Source organism: Mesorhizobium sp. WSM4817 (genome assembly GCF_055811135.1).
Window position 1 is genome coordinate 218,871 of the sequence record NZ_JBVVQQ010000001.1, and the last position, 19,396, is coordinate 238,266.

Genomic DNA, 19,396 nt, shown 5'->3' on the forward strand with positions numbered 1-19,396 from the left:
GTGGCATCCAAGTCGCGAAAGGGACGTTGCAACTGCCGCTTTCGAGCGACGGGCGCAAGGATGGCGGCGGTTTCCTGGGGTGGATGTCCTTTTCCTGAGGGAACTTCACCGTTTGGTAACCCAGATTAAATCAAAATGAAGCGACGGGCAGGACGCCGAGCCGGCCTGCCTCCGCACCATATATGGGAAAAGCGATGCGCGGATTGATTGCTACAATTTCGAGCCTGGCACTGGTGGCCATGACAGCGCCGGCTCTGGCGCAGTCGGCAACCAAGATCGGCCAGCACAATGCCTGGGGCACCTACAGCTACCAGGCGTCGGGCGGCAAGGTTTGCTATGTGTTGACCGTGCCGACCGACAAGCAGCCGCCGACGCTTGACCATGGCGACATGTTCTTCTTCGTCAGCCAGCGGCCGGGACAGCAAGTGTCTTACGAGCCGCAATTCATCGCCGGCTACAATTTCCAGGAAAACTCCAAGGCCACCGTCACCGTCGACGGCAAGAGCTTTTCGATGTTCACCCGCGGCAAGTCGGCCTGGGTCGAAAACGCCGCCGAGGAGCCGGTGCTGATCGCCGCGATGAAAACCGGCAGCGACATGAAGGTGCAGGCGAAGTCCGGCCGCGGCAACACCACCACCTATGTCTTTTCGCTGAAAGGCATTTCGGCGGCGCTGTCGTCCATCGCCAAGTGCAAATAGCCAAAGCCGGGTTTGAGTGAGCGGCCGGTCCGGGCCTGGCACGGCTCTCCCTTCCCCCCTTGTGGGAAGAAGGTAAAGATCGCCCCTGCATGACTCCGCCGTCAAGCTGTGCTATGCGCCGCGCTTCATTTCGGGCACGATGCTGTAATCGGCCGTAAATCGCTTATATTGGCGCAACAATGACCCTCTCATTCGACCTTACCACTGAAGGCGCCCGTGACGCGTTGCGCGCCCGCGCCGCGCCGGCCGAAAAACCGTCGCTGATCGGCCTGACCCGCGCCGAGCTTGGCGCTGCGCTCGTTGCATCAGGCATCGTGCCGGAGCGCCAGGCCAAGATGCGCGCCCAGCAGCTCTGGCACTGGATGTATGTGCGCGGCGTCTCCGACTTTGCCGGTATGTTCAACATCTCCAAGGATCTGCGCGCCGAGCTCGACAGGCATTTTACCGTCGCCAGGCCCGAGATCGTCGAGGAGCAGATTTCCTCCGACGGCACGCGCAAATGGCTGTTTCGCTTTCCGCCGCGCGGCGCCGGCCGGCCGGTCGAGATCGAGACCGTCTACATTCCCGAAGAAGGCCGCGGCACGCTCTGCATCTCCTCACAGGTCGGTTGCACGCTGACCTGCTCCTTTTGCCACACCGGCACGCAGAAGCTGGTGCGCAACCTGACCGCGGAGGAAATCCTCGCCCAGCTTCTGACCGCCCGCGACCGGCTCGGCGATTTCCCCGACCGCGACACGCCCGATGGCGCGGTCGTTCCGGCCGAGGGCCGGAAAGTGTCCAACATCGTCATGATGGGCATGGGCGAGCCGCTCTACAATTTCGAGGCGGTGAAGAAGGCGCTGCTGATCGCGTCCGACGGCGACGGGCTTTCCCTGTCGAAGAGACGCATCACGCTGTCGACTTCCGGCGTCGTGCCGGAGATCTTCCGCACCGGCGACGAGATCGGAGTCATGCTGGCGATCTCGCTGCACGCTACCAATGACGATCTGCGCGACCTTTTGGTGCCGATCAACAAAAAATATCCCTTGAAAGAGCTGATCGCCGCCTGCCGCGCCTATCCCGGCCTGTCGAACGCCCGCCGCATCACCTTCGAATATGTCATGCTGAAGGACGTCAACGATTCGATCGAGGACGCCAAGGGACTGATCAAGCTGCTCAAGGGCATTCCGGCCAAGATCAATCTGATCCCGTTCAATCCGTGGCCGGGCACCAACTACCAGTGCTCGGACTGGGAGACGATCGAGAAATTCGCCGACTACATCAACAATGCCGGCTATGCCTCGCCGATCCGCACGCCGCGCGGCCGCGATATCCTCGCCGCCTGCGGCCAGCTCAAGTCGGAATCCGAGCGCATGCGCAAGGTCGATCGGCTCGCGCTGGAAGCAATGATGATCGCGGGGCACGGCGAGGCGTGACCCGCCTTGTCGCCTACTTCATCCGCTTCGCCATCATCCTGATCGGTTATGGCGTTGCCGCGCTGGCGGCCAGCGCTTTCCTCAACGTCATGTTCCTGGCGTCGCTGGGCTATACGCCGGAGCATGTGCAGCCGGCGGCGACGGCCTCGCTGTATTTTTCAATCCCCTTCGTTGCGCTGTTCGTCGCCTATTTCGCCTTTATGCCGGCAGCGGTGGCGATTCTCGTCTCGGAAATCCTCGGACGGCGCGACTGGCTGTTCTATGCGCTGGCGGGCGCGGTGGTCGCGGCGGTCTTCCTCGGCTTCGCCCACCAGACCGCCGACGCCAATTTCGAGATCACCGACCCGCGCGTCGTCGCTGCCGTGATCGGCAGCGGCATGGTCGGCGGCATTTTCTACTGGCTGAGCGCCGGGCGCTCGGCCGGAAGCTGGCGCCAAGCCGGAAGGTCTACTTCGCCTGGGCGGTCAGGATCTTGAGCGCGAAGGCCGAAAACACCCCGGCGAACAGATAGTCGACGACGCGCGTTACCCGCGGGCTTGCTTTCATCGCGGCCGAGAATTTTTCTGCCGCAAAGACCATCGGCGCTGTTACCGGGATCGACAAAACGACGAACATCGCGCCGAGGAAGAACAGTTTTCCGGGCGCGTTCGGATCATGGGCCGAGACGAACTGCGGCAGGAAGGTCATGAAGAACAGGATGATCTTCGGGTTGAGCAGATTGACGCCGAGCCCTGCCGCCCAGGCGCGAAACAGCGAAATCTCCGGCCCGCTCTTCTTCTCGGGCGAAAACGCCGAACCCTTGGTGATCGCCTGCCACGCCAGGAAGACGAGATAGGCGGCGCCGAGAATCTTCAGGACAAAAAAGGCCGCTGGCGAGGCGACGATCAACGCCGAGATGCCGACCACCACAAGCGTGGTGTGGATCAGCGTGCCGAACAGCGCGCCGGCCATCGAGGCAAAGCCGGTGGCGCGGCCATGGCTCAGCGTGCGCGACACGAACAGCGTCATGTCGGGGCCCGGCGTGATCGCCAGGATCACGGTGGCGAGGGCGAATTGGATCAGCGTGGTGGTGTCGGGAATGAAGGACATCTGCGGGCCCCTGGATAAAGAAAGCGCAGCCTATAGCGCAGGTGCCTTACAGACGCCAGCTTCTCGCCAGCACGGCGCCTTGGAGTTGGCGAAGGCGCAGGGACATCCGATCTCCCCTTGTGGGGAGAGATCGGCAGCTGCACCGGCGGCCTGATCACCGTTCGTCTCTTGCGCAGCCCGGAAAGGCCGTGATACCTCGCCCGCAAAGAACCCTGTCGCGGAACAGCCAAATGTCGAAAGCAAAAGCCGTCAAGAAGGTCGTGCTCGCCTATTCCGGCGGCCTTGACACCTCCATCATCCTGAAATGGCTGCAGACCGAGCTTGGCGCCGAGGTGGTCACCTTCACCGCCGATCTCGGCCAGGGCGGCGAGCTGGAGCCGGCGCGGCGCAAGGCCGAGATGATGGGCATCAAGGATATCCGCATCGTCGACGTGCGCGAGGAGTTCGTCTCCGACTTTGTCTTCCCGATGTTCCGCGCCAACGCCGTCTATGAAGGCACCTATTTGCTCGGCACCTCGATCGCCCGCCCGCTGATCTCCAAGCACCTGGTCGAGATCGCAAAAGAAACCGGCGCCGATGCGATTGCGCATGGCGCCACCGGCAAGGGCAACGATCAGGTCCGTTTCGAGCTTTCGGCCTATGCGCTCAATCCCGACATCAAGGTCATCGCGCCATGGCGCGACTGGTCGTTCAAGTCGCGCACCGACCTGATCAACTTCGCCGAGCAGCACCAGATCTCGGTGCCGAAGGACAAGAAGGGCGACGCGCCTTTTTCGGTCGACGCCAATCTTCTGCATTCGTCCTCCGAAGGCAAAGTGCTGGAAGACCCGTGGAGCGAGCCGCCGGAATTCGTCCACCAGCGCACCATCTCGCCGATGGACGCGCCGGACAAGGTCATCGAGATCGAAATCGAATTCCTGAAGGGCGATCCGATCGCGCTCGACGGCAAAAAACTGTCGCCGGCGACGATGCTGGCGGCGCTCAACGATCTCGGCCGCGACAACGGCATCGGCCGGCTCGATCTTGTCGAGAACCGTTTCGTTGGCATGAAATCGCGCGGCGTCTACGAGACCCCCGGCGGCACCATCCTGATATCAGCCCACCGGGCGATCGAATCGATCACGCTCGACCGTGGCGCCGCCCACCTCAAGGACGAGTTCATGCCGCGCTACGCCGAGCTGATCTACAACGGCTTCTGGTTCGCGCCCGAGCGCCTGATGCTGCAGGCGATGATCGACAAGAGCCAGGAAGACGTCGAAGGCACGGTGCGGCTGAAACTCTACAAGGGCAACGTCATCGTCACCGGCCGCAAGTCGAACAAGACGCTCTATTCCGACGCGCTGGTCACCTTCGAGGACGACCGCGGCGCCTACGACCAGAAGGACGCCGAAGGCTTCATCCGCCTCAACGCGCTGAGGCTGCGGACGCTGGCGGCGCGGGGCCGAAAAAGCTAGCCAATATCTCTGCACGGAGGGCTTTTGGCTCTTTTGACTGAACCTCCAGAGGACGGTAGGTGGTCACTGGTGGCCGGCCTGCCCCAGCCGCCAATCTCCAACGTTGGCGATTTGCCACAGGCCACCACGCCTTCGTCATCCTAGGGCGGAGCGACGCGAAGCGGAGCGCAGACCCTGGGATCCATTCCGTGACTTCAGCCGTAGAATGCTGCGGCTCAGAACGGCGCTTGTATCCACCACTGCGCCAATGGAAGACCGACTGATCGAGAAGACCAATCCAGAATGGGTCGAGCTTTTTCGCGGAACGGGGTGGTAGCGTTCGGTTCTGGTCCGCAGGAGCACTGCCGCGCGGTCACGGCATGGATCCAAGGGTCTGCGCCGCGTCGCTTCGCTCCTTGCTTCGCCCTGGGATGACGAAGTGGAGGATGTTTCGGCCAATCTCGAATCCTTGCGCCCTGCCATGAAATCGCCGCTGAAACAACCGACGTTCACTGCCGCTCGGCTTCCGGGACGGAGACCACTGCGTTGGCCGATGCCTGTTCCGCTGGGCCTTGAGGAGTTCGAGCCGCCTCGCTCGACCTCGCTGCGATCGAACTCAGGGCCGACATGCCTGCCTATAACGGTTTTGCACTGTCGATCCACCCCCGCCTGGCCCATAGCCGGAAGGCACGTCTTCAGCTCAATATCGCCTCAGGAATATCCGAGGGAACCATGCGAAAACTGATCTCCACCGGCTCGCCCTTCGAGAAGGCGGCCGGCTATTCGCGTGCCGTGGTACAGGGCGACTGGTGTTTCGTTTCCGGAACGACCGGCTACGACTATGCGACCATGACAATGCCGCACACGGTCGAAGCGCAGACGCGCAATTGCCTGGCAACGATTGCCAAGGCGTTGCAGGATGGCGGCTTCGAGATGGCCGATGTGGTGCGGGCGCATTACTACATCACCGACGCGGCTTTCGTCGACATCGTCTTTCCGCTCCTGGGCGAGGTGTTTGGCGACATCAGGCCGGCGGCAACGATGATCGTCTGTCAGCTCAACAAGCCGGAAATGAAGATCGAGATCGAAGTGACGGCACTGAAGCGCTGAGTTCGATGGCGGCGCAGGAGCTTGCGCGACCTTGTCGAGGCGCGTTCATCGACAAGGATGCTCTGAACCAAACGCTTGCGCGTGAGCCTCTTGGCGTTTAGCAAGGCCGCGGCTCACGACAGCGCCGCGCATCCTTTAGACGCGCAAAGGACGCTGTAGAATTTTCTTTCTGCGCATGATCCTTTCCGAAATCGATTCCGATTTCATGCGCCACTGTTAGGATGGTTCAGGATGGCTTCGAAAAATCTTCTTCTGCTCGCTGGCGACGGCATCGGCCCCGAGGCGATGGCCGAAGTGACGAAGCTGATCGCCGCCATGAACGTCAAGCTCGACAGCGGTTTTGTCACCGATGAGGGGCTGGTCGGCGGCTGCGCCTATGACGCGCATGGCGCGGCGATTTCCGATGCCGACATGGCCAAGGCGATGGCCGCCGACGCGGTGCTGTTCGGCGCCGTCGGTGGGCCGAAATGGGATGCGGTGCCGTATGAGGTGCGCCCGGAAGCCGGACTGCTGCGGCTGCGCAAGGACATGGAGCTGTTCGCCAATCTCAGGCCGGCCATCTGCTATCCGGCGCTGGCGGCATCCTCCTCGCTCAAGCAGGAGGTGGTCGAAGGGCTCGACATTCTGATCGTTCGCGAGCTCACCGGCGGCGTCTATTTCGGCGAGCCGAAGCAGATCATCGATCTCGGCAACGGCCAGAAGCGCGGCATCGACACCCAGGTCTACGACACGTTCGAGATCGAGCGCATCTCGGGCGTTGCCTTCGAATTGGCGCGCACGCGCAAGAACCACGTCACCTCGATGGAAAAGCGCAATGTGATGAAATCCGGCGTGCTGTGGAACGAGGTCGTCACGCAGACGCACAAGGCCAGATATGGCGACGTCAAGCTCGACCACATGCTGGCCGATGCCGGCGGCATGCAGCTGGTGCGCTGGCCGAAACAATTCGACGTCATCGTCACCGACAATCTGTTCGGCGACATGCTGTCCGACATCGCCGCCATGCTGACCGGCTCGATCGGCATGCTGCCGTCGGCGTCGCTCGGCGCGCCGGATGCCAGGACGAAAAAGCGCAAGGCGCTCTACGAGCCGGTGCACGGTTCGGCGCCCGACATCGCGGGCAAGGGCATCGCCAACCCGATCGCCATGATCGCCTCCTTCGCCATGTGCATGCGCTATTCCTTCGGCATGGTGACCGAGGCCGATCGCCTGGAAAGCGCCATCGCCGCCGTGCTCGACCAGGGCTTGCGCACCAGGGATATTCTTTCCCCTGGCATGACCGAGGTCGGCACCGCTGAGATGGGCGACGCGATCATCGCCAGGTTCCTGGGCTAAGCCTGCTGGCGATCGACGTCCGCCCGGCTTCCAGCCCCTCAAAATCGCTGTGTCGACCAGCTAGGCCCTGACCCCCGCCGGCACCGGGCCCCACTGATTTTCACGGGCCTGCGTCGGGATCAGCGCGAAGACCAGGATGATCAGCCAGCCGATGGTCGGGATGAGCACCGCCAGAAAAAGCCAGCCGGTCAGGCCGATGTCGTGCAGGCGACGCACGTTCAGTCCGATCCAGGGCGGGATTGTCGCCAGCACAAACGCGCCGCAAAGACCGACCATCACTGCCGGCAAATCGTCAAGATGGCCCATCGCGTCGTCGATGAAGAGGCCGACGCCGACGACCACGATCAGCGCGATCGTCCAGAACAGGCAATAGCCCCAATATTCCTTGCGGCGGGCACGGCCGGAGAAATTGAAGTAATTTTCAGTCAGGCCGCGCCGGAAGTAACTCCAAAGGTCGGTGGCGGGAGCATTGTCAGCGAAACGGCCGAAATGTTGCGGCGCCCCGGGCGCATTGCCGGTTTGAGTCGGGGCGGCGGTTGCGGCAGGCAGACTGGCAGCCTGGGCACGGATCGAAAAAACCTCGCGTGCCCGTCCGCCAGCCGGCTGGAACTCGATGGCTGTGCCCCTGCCTATCGTCGCCTCACGGCGCAGATCCTCGCCCGCGAACGTGTAGCGGTTGCCGTCGGCTCCGGTGATGAAACCAAAACCCTGGTCCTCGTCATAGTGAAGCACTTCGCCGCGCATGTCCTGCCCCTCGTCCCGCTGGCCAGACTGTTCAAAGTTGCGGCAGACCGCAAGGGGTGCGTGCGCGGGAGCAGCGCTTCAGACAAAGGATAGCGCGCCACTCGTGTTGGAGACGACCAATCGTCGAAGTCTGAATCGATTGCCTTGGCGAGGGCCAGCCCTTGCAGGCCATGACAAGCCAACGATGCCGGCAAATCGCTAAGCCGGCCGCTTCTTCGCTTTCTTGCTCTTGGCGGGTCCGGCCTTGTCGAATTTCGGCTTGCCTGCCTTCCCGGCCCAGGGCTTTGCCTCGAATGCGGCGGGGCGCTGATCGGCTGACGGTGCGCGCTTCTCGAATTTGGGCGCGTTCTGGTCGAACGTCCGCTTGCCGCGGTGCGGCTTCTTGTCCGGCCGTGGCTCCTGATAGCCGGCCCGCGACAGGTCGGGCGTGCCGTCCAGCCGCTTCACCGCGATGTTGTTCTGCAGCTTGCGATCCGGGCCGATCGCCTGGAGGAACCGATCGGCCCAATCCGCCGCGATCTGCACGAAAGTTTCCTCCGGCTGCATCTTGATGGCGCCGATCTCGCGCTTGGAGATGCCGCCGGTCCGGCACAGCATCGGGATCAGCCAGCGCGGCTCGGCATTCTGCCTGCGCCCCACCGACAGCGAGAACCAGACGCTGTCGCCAAAATCGTCGCGGCGGCTTGGCGCCTCGTCGCGACGGGCAGATCTGTCGCCAGAGGGCCTGTCGCCCGACGGCGTGAACGGAGCAACGTCTAGGAGATCCTCGGGCGCCGAACGGCTGGAACGGCACAGACGCACGAAGGCGGCGGCCACCTGATCGGGGCCATGCTGCTCAAGAAGCGCATTGATGAAGCCGCGTTCATCATCCGTCACAGGCTCGCTGAAAACCGGGTCGGCGAGGATGCGCTCGTCGTCGCGGCGCAGGACGTCGTCGGCCGAAGGCGGGCTTGCCCAGGTCGCCGCAAGGCCGGCGCTTTGCAGCAGCCGTTCGGTGCGCCTGCGAGCATTGTTGGGCACGATCAGCGCGCTGACACCCTTGCGTCCCGCCCGTCCCGTCCGCCCGCTTCGGTGCAGAAGCGTCTCCGGATTGGTCGGCAGGTCGGCGTGGATCACCAGTTCGAGGTTGGGCAGGTCGATGCCGCGCGCCGCCACGTCGGTGGCGATGCAGACTTTTGCGCGGCCGTCGCGCATCGCCTGCAGCGCGTGGCTGCGCTCGTTCTGGCTCAGCTCGCCCGAAAGCGCGACGACGGAAAAGTTGCGGTTGTTGAAGCGCGCGGTCAGGTGATTGACGGCGGCGCGCGTGTTGCAGAACACAAGAGCGTTCTTCGCCTCGTAATAGCGCAGCACGTTGATGATGGCATTTTCCCGGTCGGCCTGGGCTACGCTCAGCGCCCGGTATTCGATGTCGAGATGCTGCTTCTCCTCGCCGGCGGCCGAGATGCGCACCGCATCGCGTTGGTAGCCCTTGGCCAGCGTGGCGATGGAGCGCGGCACGGTGGCCGAAAACATCAAGGTGCGGCGCTCGGCCGGCGCGGCGTCGAGGATGAATTCCAGATCCTCGCGAAAGCCGAGATCGAGCATCTCGTCGGCCTCGTCGAGCACGACTGCCTTCAGCTCGGACATGTCGAGCGAATTGCGGGTAATGTGGTCGCGCAGCCGGCCGGGCGTGCCGACGACGATATGGGCGCCGCGCCCCAACGTGCGGCGCTCGGTCCGCATGTCCATGCCGCCGACGCAGGACGCTATCGCTGCGCCGGTCAGTTCGTAGAGCCATTCGAGCTCGCGCGTCACCTGCAAAGCGAGCTCCCGCGTCGGTGCCACGGCCAGCGCCAGCGGTGCTGCGGCTTGGGAAAAGCGCTCGGCGCCGTCGAGAAGGGTCGGCGCCAGAGCCAGCCCGAAGGCGACGGTCTTGCCGGAGCCGGTCTGGGCGGAAACCAGCGCATCGGCCTGTCCGAGCTCGAGTACCGCCTTCTGCACCGGCGTCAGCTCGACATAGCGGCGTTTTTCCAGCGCCTTTGCCAGCGCGGGGACAAGTGCTTCGAAATTGGACATTTCACTCTTTCGGAATTCGGATTCTTTTATGCCCGGCAATGGGTCATCCGTCGGCGAGCGCCAGGAGCGCCACGAGCCAAACGATCCAATCGTTCGTACTTCGCGCCGCCGCCATTGTACAGGGCAAGCCGTCTGGCTGCGTCGCGATTGACTCTTTACGCAAACCGCGTAAAAGCCGGCACCGAATGGGGTAGTTTCGATGCGCGGCCTTTTGATGGCGCTTCTTGCCTTCGACGTCCCGGGCCGCAATGTGAACCAGCGGGCCGGGCGTTTCGGCGCGTCTGCTCGTTCCAGCAAAACCACGTTCTTGGCCAAAAAAACCGGTAAAACGACCCCTAAAACGGTCTGATTCCCTTGGCCTAACCACCCTCTCCCGGGTCCGGCCCGGGGGTTGAAACCCGCATCGGCCGGCGGGTTTTCTCCAAAAAACCGAGCGGAGAGGACAGGAGATTTCGATGAGTTTCAAGGTTGCAATCGTCGGCGCCACGGGCAATGTGGGTCGGGAAATGCTCAACATACTGGAAGAGCGCGGCTTTCCCGTGAGCGAGGTGGTGGCGCTGGCCTCGCGGCGCAGCCAGGGCACGGAAGTGTCGTTCGGCGATCGCACGCTGAAGGTCAGGGCGCTCGACCAATATGATTTTTCCGATACCGACATCTGCATCATGTCGGCCGGCGGCAACGTTTCGAAGGAATGGTCGCCGAAGATCGGCAAGCAGGGCTGCGTCGTCATCGATAATTCGTCGGCCTTCCGCTATGACCAGGACGTGCCGCTGATCGTGCCGGAAGTGAACCCGGACGCGATTTCGCTGTTCACGCGCAAGAACATCATCGCCAACCCGAACTGCTCGACGGCGCAACTGGTCGTGGCGCTGAAGCCGCTGCATGACCTCGCCACCATCAAGCGTGTCGTCGTCGCCACCTATCAATCGGTGTCCGGCGCCGGCAAGGAAGGCATGGACGAACTGTTCACGCAGACCCGCGCGGTGTTCGTCGCCGATCAGGTCGACGTCAAGAAGTTCACCAAGCGCATCGCCTTCAACGTCATCCCGCACATCGACGTCTTCCTCGACGACGGCTTCACCAAGGAAGAATGGAAGATGGTCGCCGAGACCAAGAAAATGCTCGACCCCAAAATCAAGCTGACGGCGACCTGCGTGCGCGTGCCGGTGTTCATCGGCCATTCCGAAGCGGTCAACATCGAGTTCGAAAAGCCGATCACCGCCGAGGAAGCGCGTGAGATCCTGCGCGAAGCGCCGGGCTGCCAGGTTCTCGACAAGCGCGAGGACGGCGGCTACATCACGCCGCTGGACTCGGCCGGCGAGGACGCGACCTTCATCTCGCGCATCCGCGAGGATTCGACCGTCGACAACGGCCTGTCGATGTGGATCGTCTCCGACAATCTGCGCAAGGGCGCGGCACTCAACGCGGTGCAGATCGCCGAATTGCTGATCGAGCGCGGGCTGATCCAACCGAAGAAGAAGGCGGCGTAACTTCTCGCTCACGGGCCGTATCGCCGCTGCCGCGGCGGGCCCCCGCGGGGCGCCGGACGACCGGCGGCCTGCAGTCGCGGGCTCGGCCTTCGGCCGGTTAGCTCCCTTCTCCCCGTTCACGGGGAGAAGGTGCCGGCAGGCGGATGAGGGGCGGCACCGACGTCTCCGGGTTAGGTCGCATCGGGCCGGCATCACCTGGCCCTGCTCTGCCCTCAAACCGGCAAGACGACATCGCCATGTCGCTGGCGGCTGGGCTTGTGCGTGTATTGCGTCGCACAATGGAACCGACCAGGATCATTGCCGGTCCGTGAAAGGGGTTTCGATGATCGTTCGCCCGCGCCCGGGATTTTTGCATCTGTTCTTCATCATGCGCGGCTCGGTGGTGCCGCGCATCCTGCCGCAGATCTTCGGCTTCGGCATTTATGGCGCACTGGTGGTGCTGGCGGTCAGGGCCCTGCAGCTTGACCTCGGCAATGCCGGGCCCGCGCCGCTCGCCTTGCTCGGTGTGGCGCTGTCGATCTATCTCGGCTTCCGTAACAATGCCGCCTATGACCGCTGGTGGGAGGCGCGCAAACTGTGGGGCCAGCTTGTATTCGACATTCGCAATCTGGCGCGCGCCAGCACCGGGTTGATCGAGGATCGGGTCGAACTGCGCGGGCTGCTGATGGAGGCGATCGCCTTCTGTCACTTCCTGCGCGGCCTGCTTCGGCGGGTCGATGCCACGACCGAAGCACGCGCGTTCATCGATGAAGCGGCCGAAAGTGCTGCCAAGCTGGCCAACCCGCCGGACGCCATGCTGCGGCGGATGGGCGAGCGAGCCGCCGCGTTGTACAGGGCCGGCGCAATCGATGTCATGGGCTACCGCATTCTCGACGAGCGCCTGTCGCAAATCGCCGCAGCGCAGGCCGGCTGCGAGCGCATCATGGGAACACCGCTTCCGTTTGCCTACACGCTGCTGTTGCAGCGCACCGCCTATATCTTCTGCCTGCTGCTTCCGTTTGGGCTGGCCTCGACTGCCGGTTGGGCGACGCCGCTGTTCACGGCGCTGATCGCTTACACCTTTTTCGGCCTCGACGCGCTTTCGGAGGAACTCGAGGACCCGTTCGGCACCGAGGCCAACGATCTCGCCCTCGACGGTCTGTGCCGCGTCTGTGAAATCTCGGTGTTCGAGGCGCTCGGCGAAGCGCCGCCAAAAATGATCCCCGCCAAAAAATACTATTTTTCCTAGGGTTTGTTCCCGCGCTCACCGAAGCACCGTGCACTGGAAAAATCATAAGCGTGTCGGATCGCCGCCTCACGCCGCGTCCTTTGGTTCGACCCTCGCCAAAAGGGCTCGAAACAACCGGAGGACCAATGACCATGTCTCAAACAGCATCCGTCACGCCGAGCGCGCTGTGGACCGGCCGCGGGCTCAGCGCCCTCATCGTGCTGTTCATGACCTTCGACGGCGTCATCAAGCTGCCGCCGCTCGATGTCGTCACCCAGACCATGGTGCAACTCGGCTGGCCGGCCGATCCCGATGTCTCGCGCATGCTCGGCATCGTCGGGCTGGTCTCGACCGCGCTCTATGCGGTGCCGCGCACCTCGGTGCTCGGCGCCGTCCTGCTCACCGCCTATCTCGGCGGCGCCATCGCGACCCACGCGCGTCTTGGCAGCCCGCTGTTCTCGCACACATTGTTCGGCGTCTATCTCGGCCTCATTCTGTGGGGCGGCCTTTTCCTGCGCAATCCCGGGGTGCGCTCGCTGATCCCGTTCAGCCGGTAGCGGCGACATCAAAGCCGTTCGATGGCGGTCGCGCCGCCAGAGAGGGCGCCGCCACCCTTCTTCCTTGTCCGTGGATCAAATCGCCCGGTTGCGAGTTAGACGATGTGGGGCGAGGACGGAAAACCCCATTTGGGAGGAGCGACGATGAAGAAATTGGTGGTCATGATCATATTGGCAACCACGCTCGCAGCCTGTTCCCGGACAGAACAGGGCGCCGCGGTCGGTGGCTTGGGAGGCGCTGCTGTCGGCGCTGCCGTTGCAAATGACCCGGTGGAGGGAGCTGTTGTTGGTGGTGCTGTCGGCGCCGTCGCCGGCGCACTGATCGGTCGTGCGACCGAACCCGGCCGGTGCCGCTATCGCGATCGCTATGGACGCGTCTACATCGCCCGCTGCCCGGCAGGCTATTGATCGGGCCGCGTCATAGCTCCGACGAAATGAAACGGCGGGCAAAGCGCCCGCCGTTCGGATTATTCGGCGGTCGCGGCTTCCGCCTCGGCCGGCGCGGCTGCCGCGGCGGCAACCGCGGCGGCTGCATCGTCCTGCGCCTTCTTCAGAAGTGCGGCGCGTTCCTGCGCCTTCTTGCCGGGTTCGGCCTTCTTGGGATTGGAGCGGGCCTCGCGCTTGGCGATGCCGGCCTCGTCGAGGAAGCGCAGCACGCGGTCGGTCGGCTGGGCGCCGTGCGAGAGCCAATGCTTGACGCGGTCGGCGTCGACCTTGACCCGCTCGCCGTCCTTGGGCAGCAGCGGGTTCCACGAGCCGAGCGACTCGATGAAACGGCCGTCGCGCGGCGAACGGGCGTCGGCGACGACGACGTGGTAATAGGGACGCTTTTTCGAGCCCGCACGGGCCAGTCGGATTTTCAATGGCATTTCTTTTCTCCTAAAACGCTGATTTTCGGGTTTACGGCTGGTCCTCAGCCGATTGTCGTTCCGCCGTTGGATGCGGCGATATACTCGTGATGGCGGATCACTTCGCGGACGACGAAGTTCAGGAATTTCTCGGCGAAATCCGGGTCGAGATGGGCGTCCTTCGCCAGTTGGCGAAGGCGGGCGATCTGCTGCTGCTCGCGCGCCGGATCGGCCGGCGGCAGGCCATGCGATGCCTTCAGCTCGCCGACCGCCTTGGTGCAGCGGAAACGCTCGGCCAGCATGTGGATGAGCGCTGCGTCGATGTTGTCGATCGAGGCGCGGTAGTCGACCAGCGCCGCGCGTGCGTCGGCCATGTCCTTCTCTTCGTTCATCGCGCCCTCACTTCTTCTTGCCAGGGGCGTTCTTGCCGAGCATTGGCAGACCGCCGCCGGATCCTGGCAAACCAGGAAGCTTTATGCCGCCGGGCAGCCCAGGCAGACCACCGCCACCTGGGAGGCCACCGGGAAGACCCTTCATGCCGCCGAGACCGGCTGCCTGTGCTTGCTTCTGCAAGGCTTCGAGCTGCTTGGGGTCCATCCTGGACATGTCCGGCATGCCGCCGCCCATCATGCCGCCCGGGCCACCCATGCCCCCTGGCATCATGCCGCCGAGTCCCATCTTCTGGGCCAGACCGCCCATCATGCCACGCATCAGGCCACCGCCTTTGCCCTTGCCGCCCATCGCTTTCATCATGTCGGCCATGCCGCGGTGCATCTTCAGGAGCTTGTTGATCTCGGCCGCATCGGTGCCGGAGCCTGCGGCGATGCGCTTCTTGCGCGAGTGCTTCAGAATATCGGGGTTGGCGCGCTCGGCCTTGGTCATCGACGAGATGATGGCGAGCTGGCGGCCGAACATCTTGTCGTCGAGACCGGCGGCAGCCATCTGGTCCTTCATCTTGCCCATGCCCGGCATCATGCCCATGATGCCGCCCATGCCGCCCATCTTCGACATCTGCTGAAGCTGGCCGGCAAGATCGTTCAGGTCGAACTTGCCCGACTGCATCTTCTTGGCAATCGCCGCCGCCTGCTCGGCGTCGATGTTTTCGGCAGCCTTTTCGACGAGGCTGATGATGTCGCCCATGCCGAGAATGCGGTCGGCGATGCGCTTGGGATGGAATTCCTCCAGCCCGTCCATTTTCTCGCCGGTGCCGATCAGCTTGATAGGCTTGCCGGTGACGGCGCGCATGGAAAGTGCCGCACCACCACGGCCGTCGCCATCCATACGGGTCAGCACCAGGCCGGTGATGCCGACGCGCTCATCGAAGCTTTTTGCCAGATTGACGGCATCTTGGCCCGTCAGCGAATCGGCGACCAAAAGGATTTCGTGCGGCGACGAGACCTTCTTGATGTCGGCCATCTCGACCATCAGCGGCTCGTCTATATGGGTGCGGCCGGCGGTGTCGAGGATGACGACGTCATGGCCGCCGAGCTTTGCCGCCTGCACGGCGCGGCGGGCGATGTCGACCGGCGTCTGGCCCTCGACGATCGGCAGCGTGGCGACCTTGACCTGCTCGCCGAGCTGACGGAGCTGCTCCTGCGCGGCGGGACGCCGCGTGTCGAGCGAGGCCATCAGGACCTTCTTGTTCTGACGCTCGGTGAGGCGCTTGGCGATCTTGGCCGATGTCGTGGTCTTGCCGGAACCCTGCAGGCCGACCATCATGATGACGACTGGAGCCGGGGCATTGAGGTCGATGGCGACGCCCTCGGCGCCCAGCATCCCGACCAGCTCGTCATGGACGATCTTGACGACCATCTGCCCGGGCTTGATCGACTTCAGCACGGCGGCGCCGACGGCCTTCTCGCGCACCTTGTCGGTGAAGGAACGCACCACTTCCAGCGCAACGTCGGCCTCAAGCAGCGCACGGCGCACCTCGCGCAGCGCCGCCGAGACATCGGCCTCGGACAGGGCGCCGCGGCCGGTGAGGCCGTTCAGGATCGAACCAAGACGTTCCTGTAGCGATTCAAACATTCTTCTTCCTTTTCCCTGACACCCGGATGATGCCCGAGAGGTAATGCGTTCGCGCCCAGTATCCAACCCAAGCTGTCCAGGCAAAAGCCCAAAGCCAAAAAGCACCCGGGGGCGCACAGCGCTGCCGGATGTTGGCCTCCAGGATCGATTTACAGCACGTCGCCTCAAACAGGCTTCAGCGTCCCGGTCGGCTTGCTCGGAGGGATACTCGTCGCGGAATTCGCGGGCTGTAGACAGGAAATCGGCCGCGGAGTCAAGGTGCGGGGCCGAATACGCTGAACCGGGCCGGTTTGGTTTATGGCAGCACCACCAGCGTGATGCGCATCAGCTTGGGCCGCCGGGGTGCGAAAAATCCGGCTCGACCTTCAGCGGCGAGCGCGGGTGCAGCAGCAGCAGAACGGTCAACAGACTGCAGACGATGCCGATCGCCGCGATGAGGACGGCATCAAGCGTCGTCCAGCCGGGGCCTTCGAGCGGCTTGGCGTTGAACAGGGCGAAGGAATTGTAGCTTTGCTGGTGCGAAATTAGCAGGAAGCCGGTCAGATTGTTGCCGAGGTGGGCGCCGAAGGCCGCGCCGAGATTGCCCGTGGCATAGACCACAAGCGTCAGGAGCAGCGCAAAAGCGGCGATCGAGGCCAGCACGCAGGCGTTGATGGCGGTCGTCGAGCCTGGGTTCCAATGCATCGCAGTGAACAGAAGTCCTGGCAGCAGCGCCCAGATCAAGGGGTTTTGAAAGCGGTTGGCCAGGCCCCTGAGGAGATAGCCGCGAAACAGCACCTCTTCGGACGAGGTCTGCAGCAGGGTCAGCGCGGCGATCGGGATCAGGAACAGCAGCCAGGACGACAGGCCGATCGCACCGCGCGCAATGTCGGGCTGCAACAGATAGAGCAGTATCTCGGAGAGCAGCGATGTGACCAGCACCGCGGCCAATCCCCTAAAAAATCCCGAGCGCGAAACGCGGCGGCTGGTGCCGATCAGCGCCATCAGCGGCTCGCGATGGACCCAGCGCATGGCAGCCCACAGGCCGAGCCAGATTCCGGCAAAGGAGGCGAGCGCGGCGAGGATCCCGGTGGACGAGGCCATGAAATTCTGCACCGCCCCTCCTTCCATCGGGGCGCCGGACGATGCTTGCCAGACGACGAAGAAATAGGCGCCGCCGAACAGCACGGCGACGGTCGTCGCGACCCAGAACAGGACGACGATCGCCGTTCCGAGCAGGAGCCGCGGCAGGGTCGTCTTGGCGTTGGGAGTATGCCGATAGCGCTCGAAGGCGGCAGGGTCTATCACGCGGGCTCACAGGCTGGTGCTTCGGGTCGCATGATCTATTCGATCGGGTCGTGCCGCGCAATCGCTAGCCGCCAGCATTGCAAGGTCACTTCTCCCCGTCACGATACGGGGAGAAGTGCCCGGTCCACCCTCCGCAGCTGCTGCGGAGGACGGGCAGGACGATGAGGGGCGGCGCCAATCTCAACAATTGGTGGTCTCCAACGAGCATGGATTCCGTCAATTGTCTGAGGCGATTGCCCTGTTCGGCACCGTCAGCGCTCGACGTACATGATGCGTCGGGTGCCGGGGTCGACCAGTGCCGGCTGACCGTTCACATAGACATAGCGGTAGTCATAGTCCGGAATCTCGCGCAACTCGACGGTATCGGGCAAGGTCGCGCCGGTAACCACCTCGCCCTCGAGATAAACCGGGTCGACCCGGTTGGTCTCGATGTAGGTGCGGACTTCGGCCGGCGGCCGCCTGATCGGCTCGATCGGCTCGCCAGCGACGATCGCTCCGGTATAGATGTCGGGATCGTCGACATCGGCGGGGGCTTCGACGATGGTAATGTCTGCGTCGGCCGGGCGCCGGGTCAGGACGACCTCGTTGCCGCCGAAATCGGCCGTCACATAGTCGGAATAGATCCAGCCTTGGCCATTGGCCTCGGCTATGGTGCACCATTTGCTGTTTTGGATGCAGCCATCGAGCGTTGCCGACTGGCCGGCGGCGAGCACGCCGATCACCGGGTATTGCGGCCCTGGGCCGGCGCGAATGTTGAGATCGGCGACCGCCGAAACGGCGGTATCGGCCAAGGCTGTGCCGGACATGGCGGCAAGCGCTCCGGCGACAGCAGGAAACAGTATGCGCTTCATGGTTTCGCTCCGTGTTGATGGTCCCTCGCGAACGAAAACGAAACAAAACCTCATGCGTTCCGGCTAAAACGCCTCGGCCGGCTCACGTTTTGTTCCGGTTTCTTTCACGACTCCGGTCAGGAGTTCATGGACGAAGGCCAGCTTCTGTGCCGTCAGCTCCGAGATGACGAAGGGATAGAGGTCCGGCAGGCCCATGCAGCGGTTGATCGAGTTGGACGCTTCCGACAGCACCAGCCAGCGGGCTAGGACCTTTTCGAACGGTTCGGGAACGGCGGCAGGTTCCGACGGCGCCGGCTGGAGCTCGCCGCCGGTGTCGCCCCGCGACAGGTCGTTGGCCTCCATGGTTTCCAGCCGGCCGAGCGGGAAATTCAGCGCATGCACCATCTCCAGCGTATCGGTGATGTGCAGATGGTGTGCCCATGTCTCGGCCCAGTCCTCCCAGGGATGGGACGTGGCATAGGCGGAAATGTGGTCCTGCTGCCAGTCGGGCGGCGCGCCATTGGCATGGTAGGCCTTCAGCGCCTGCTCGTAATCGGCGCGCTCGTCGCCGAACAATGTGCGGAAGGCGGCAAGCCGTTGCGGGTCGTCGCGGATCAGGCGGTCCCAGTAATAGTGGCCGAGTTCATGGCGGAAATGGCCGAGCAAAGTGCGATAGTTCTCGCCCATCTCGACGCGCCGTCTTTCGCGCTCGGCCGAATCCGCCTCGGCGACATTGAGTGTGATCAGGCCGTTGTCATGGCCGGTCAGGATGCGCGCGCCACCCGGACCGCCGATCGGATCGGCAAGGAAATCGAAGGCGAGGCCGGCCTCGTCGCCGGCGTTCCGCTTGGGCGCGACCGGCAGTCCGGCGGCGAGCAGCGAATAGATGGCCCGCTTCTTTGCCGCTTCGACGCGGATCCAGCGACGGCGGTTGCCATCGACCGAAAGGTCCGGGATCAGCTGGTTCAGCGCGCAGGCGCCGCAGAAGGCATGGCCAGGTTCCGCCATCCAGTTGCAGGCGCACTCGTCGGCATTGGTGCACTGGAAAACGCCGCCGGCGCCAGACAGCACGAAGCGCGCATGCCCGGGATCGTAGAGCACGGAGCTGGCGCAGTTCAGGCACTGGGCGTTCTCGAAATAGAGGCGGTGGCCGCAATGCGGGCAATCGAAGAGCTTCATACCGATCTCGAATCACCAGATCTCAAATCACCAAGTCTCAAATCATCAGGCCCGGATATAGTGCGCAGCGGCATATCGCCCAAACGCCTGT

Annotated in this window: 20 protein-coding genes; 11 read left to right on the plus strand and 9 right to left on the minus strand. The window is 63.7% G+C overall.

All coding sequences use genetic code 11. The features are described 5' to 3' along the window. Window positions 1-194: 194 nt before the first annotated feature. From AC0L2K_RS01065 to AC0L2K_RS01075, 3 genes are all read left to right on the plus strand, one after another. Window positions 195-698 (plus strand): invasion associated locus B family protein, encoded by a 504-nt coding sequence (locus tag AC0L2K_RS01065; protein WP_473530366.1) that lies wholly within the window; start codon window positions 195-197, stop codon window positions 696-698. A gap of 179 nt (window positions 699-877) precedes the next feature. After that, on the plus strand, window positions 878-2,113 hold the full coding sequence (gene rlmN / locus AC0L2K_RS01070; RefSeq protein ID WP_473530367.1) for a dual-specificity RNA methyltransferase RlmN: 1,236 nt from the start codon (window positions 878-880) through the stop codon (window positions 2,111-2,113). Then, the gene (locus AC0L2K_RS01075; protein ID WP_023803326.1) at window positions 2,110-2,589 is read left to right on the plus strand and encodes a hypothetical protein; all 480 of its coding nucleotides are present in this window, start codon (window positions 2,110-2,112) and stop codon (window positions 2,587-2,589) included. Before rlmN ends, AC0L2K_RS01075 begins: the two co-directional genes overlap by 4 nt. Here AC0L2K_RS01075 and AC0L2K_RS01080 read toward each other — a convergent pair. Beyond that, window positions 2,561-3,202 carry a LysE family translocator gene (locus AC0L2K_RS01080; RefSeq protein WP_473530368.1) on the minus strand — a complete coding sequence of 214 codons (642 nt, stop codon included), beginning with the start codon at window positions 3,200-3,202 and terminating at the stop codon, window positions 2,561-2,563. The two genes, AC0L2K_RS01075 and AC0L2K_RS01080, sit on opposite strands and share 29 nt — an antisense overlap. Window positions 3,203-3,432: 230 nt before the next feature. On the opposite strand from AC0L2K_RS01080, the gene AC0L2K_RS01085 reads away from it, so the two are divergent. From AC0L2K_RS01085 to leuB, 3 genes are all read left to right on the plus strand, one after another. Beyond that, window positions 3,433-4,656, plus strand: coding sequence for an argininosuccinate synthase (locus AC0L2K_RS01085; protein ID WP_473530369.1), 1,224 nt, complete (start codon window positions 3,433-3,435; stop codon window positions 4,654-4,656). 711 nt (window positions 4,657-5,367) lie between these two features. Next, a complete protein-coding gene (locus AC0L2K_RS01090; protein WP_473530370.1) occupies window positions 5,368-5,745 on the plus strand; it encodes a RidA family protein in 378 nt (125 codons plus the stop codon). A gap of 231 nt (window positions 5,746-5,976) precedes the next feature. Next, window positions 5,977-7,080, plus strand: a complete 1,104-nt coding sequence (leuB, locus tag AC0L2K_RS01095) for a 3-isopropylmalate dehydrogenase (protein WP_473530371.1) — start codon at window positions 5,977-5,979, stop codon at window positions 7,078-7,080. Between the two features lie 60 nt (window positions 7,081-7,140). Here the strand turns inward: leuB and AC0L2K_RS01100 are convergent, their stop codons facing one another. Both AC0L2K_RS01100 and AC0L2K_RS01105 read right to left on the minus strand, forming a co-directional pair. Continuing rightward, on the minus strand, window positions 7,141-7,824 hold the full coding sequence (locus AC0L2K_RS01100; RefSeq protein ID WP_473530372.1) for a DUF805 domain-containing protein: 684 nt from the start codon (window positions 7,822-7,824) through the stop codon (window positions 7,141-7,143). 198 nt (window positions 7,825-8,022) lie between these two features. Further along, the gene (locus AC0L2K_RS01105) at window positions 8,023-9,879 is read right to left on the minus strand and encodes a DEAD/DEAH box helicase (protein ID WP_473530373.1); all 1,857 of its coding nucleotides are present in this window, start codon (window positions 9,877-9,879) and stop codon (window positions 8,023-8,025) included. 199 nt (window positions 9,880-10,078) lie between these two features. Here AC0L2K_RS01105 and AC0L2K_RS01110 point away from each other — a divergent pair, with 199 nt between their 5' ends. From AC0L2K_RS01110 to AC0L2K_RS01130, 5 genes are all read left to right on the plus strand, one after another. After that, a complete protein-coding gene (locus AC0L2K_RS01110) occupies window positions 10,079-10,228 on the plus strand; it encodes a hypothetical protein (RefSeq protein WP_473530374.1) in 150 nt (49 codons plus the stop codon). A 106-nt stretch (window positions 10,229-10,334) separates the two neighbouring features. Then, window positions 10,335-11,369, plus strand: coding sequence for an aspartate-semialdehyde dehydrogenase (locus AC0L2K_RS01115; protein WP_091592145.1), 1,035 nt, complete (start codon window positions 10,335-10,337; stop codon window positions 11,367-11,369). A gap of 322 nt (window positions 11,370-11,691) precedes the next feature. Next, window positions 11,692-12,597, plus strand: a complete 906-nt coding sequence (locus AC0L2K_RS01120) for a bestrophin family protein (protein ID WP_023803762.1) — start codon at window positions 11,692-11,694, stop codon at window positions 12,595-12,597. A 125-nt stretch (window positions 12,598-12,722) separates the two neighbouring features. Beyond that, window positions 12,723-13,133: a DoxX family protein gene (locus AC0L2K_RS01125; protein WP_091592141.1), complete on the plus strand. Its 411-nt coding sequence runs from the start codon at window positions 12,723-12,725 to the stop codon at window positions 13,131-13,133. A 144-nt stretch (window positions 13,134-13,277) separates the two neighbouring features. Next, window positions 13,278-13,541 (plus strand): YMGG-like glycine zipper-containing protein, encoded by a 264-nt coding sequence (locus AC0L2K_RS01130; protein ID WP_287173062.1) that lies wholly within the window; start codon window positions 13,278-13,280, stop codon window positions 13,539-13,541. Window positions 13,542-13,600: 59 nt separating this feature from the next. Here AC0L2K_RS01130 and rpsP read toward each other — a convergent pair whose 3' ends face one another. The 6 genes from rpsP to AC0L2K_RS01160 all read right to left on the minus strand — a co-directional run bounded on the left by rpsP (window position 13,601) and on the right by AC0L2K_RS01160 (window position 19,305). After that, window positions 13,601-14,002: a 30S ribosomal protein S16 gene (rpsP, locus tag AC0L2K_RS01135; protein ID WP_027153676.1), complete on the minus strand. Its 402-nt coding sequence runs from the start codon at window positions 14,000-14,002 to the stop codon at window positions 13,601-13,603. Window positions 14,003-14,046: 44 nt separating this feature from the next. Then, window positions 14,047-14,373: a chorismate mutase gene (locus AC0L2K_RS01140; protein ID WP_473530375.1), complete on the minus strand. Its 327-nt coding sequence runs from the start codon at window positions 14,371-14,373 to the stop codon at window positions 14,047-14,049. 7 nt (window positions 14,374-14,380) lie between these two features. After that, the gene (gene ffh, locus AC0L2K_RS01145) at window positions 14,381-16,009 is read right to left on the minus strand and encodes a signal recognition particle protein (protein ID WP_473530376.1); all 1,629 of its coding nucleotides are present in this window, start codon (window positions 16,007-16,009) and stop codon (window positions 14,381-14,383) included. Window positions 16,010-16,333: 324 nt separating this feature from the next. Next, window positions 16,334-17,296: a lysostaphin resistance A-like protein gene (locus tag AC0L2K_RS01150; protein WP_473530377.1), complete on the minus strand. Its 963-nt coding sequence runs from the start codon at window positions 17,294-17,296 to the stop codon at window positions 16,334-16,336. Between the two features lie 251 nt (window positions 17,297-17,547). Next, window positions 17,548-18,147, minus strand: coding sequence for a DUF1236 domain-containing protein (locus tag AC0L2K_RS01155; RefSeq protein ID WP_128245791.1), 600 nt, complete (start codon window positions 18,145-18,147; stop codon window positions 17,548-17,550). A 63-nt stretch (window positions 18,148-18,210) separates the two neighbouring features. Then, window positions 18,211-19,305, minus strand: a complete 1,095-nt coding sequence (locus tag AC0L2K_RS01160; protein WP_128245790.1) for a zinc-binding metallopeptidase family protein — start codon at window positions 19,303-19,305, stop codon at window positions 18,211-18,213. Window positions 19,306-19,396: the final 91 nt, after the last annotated feature.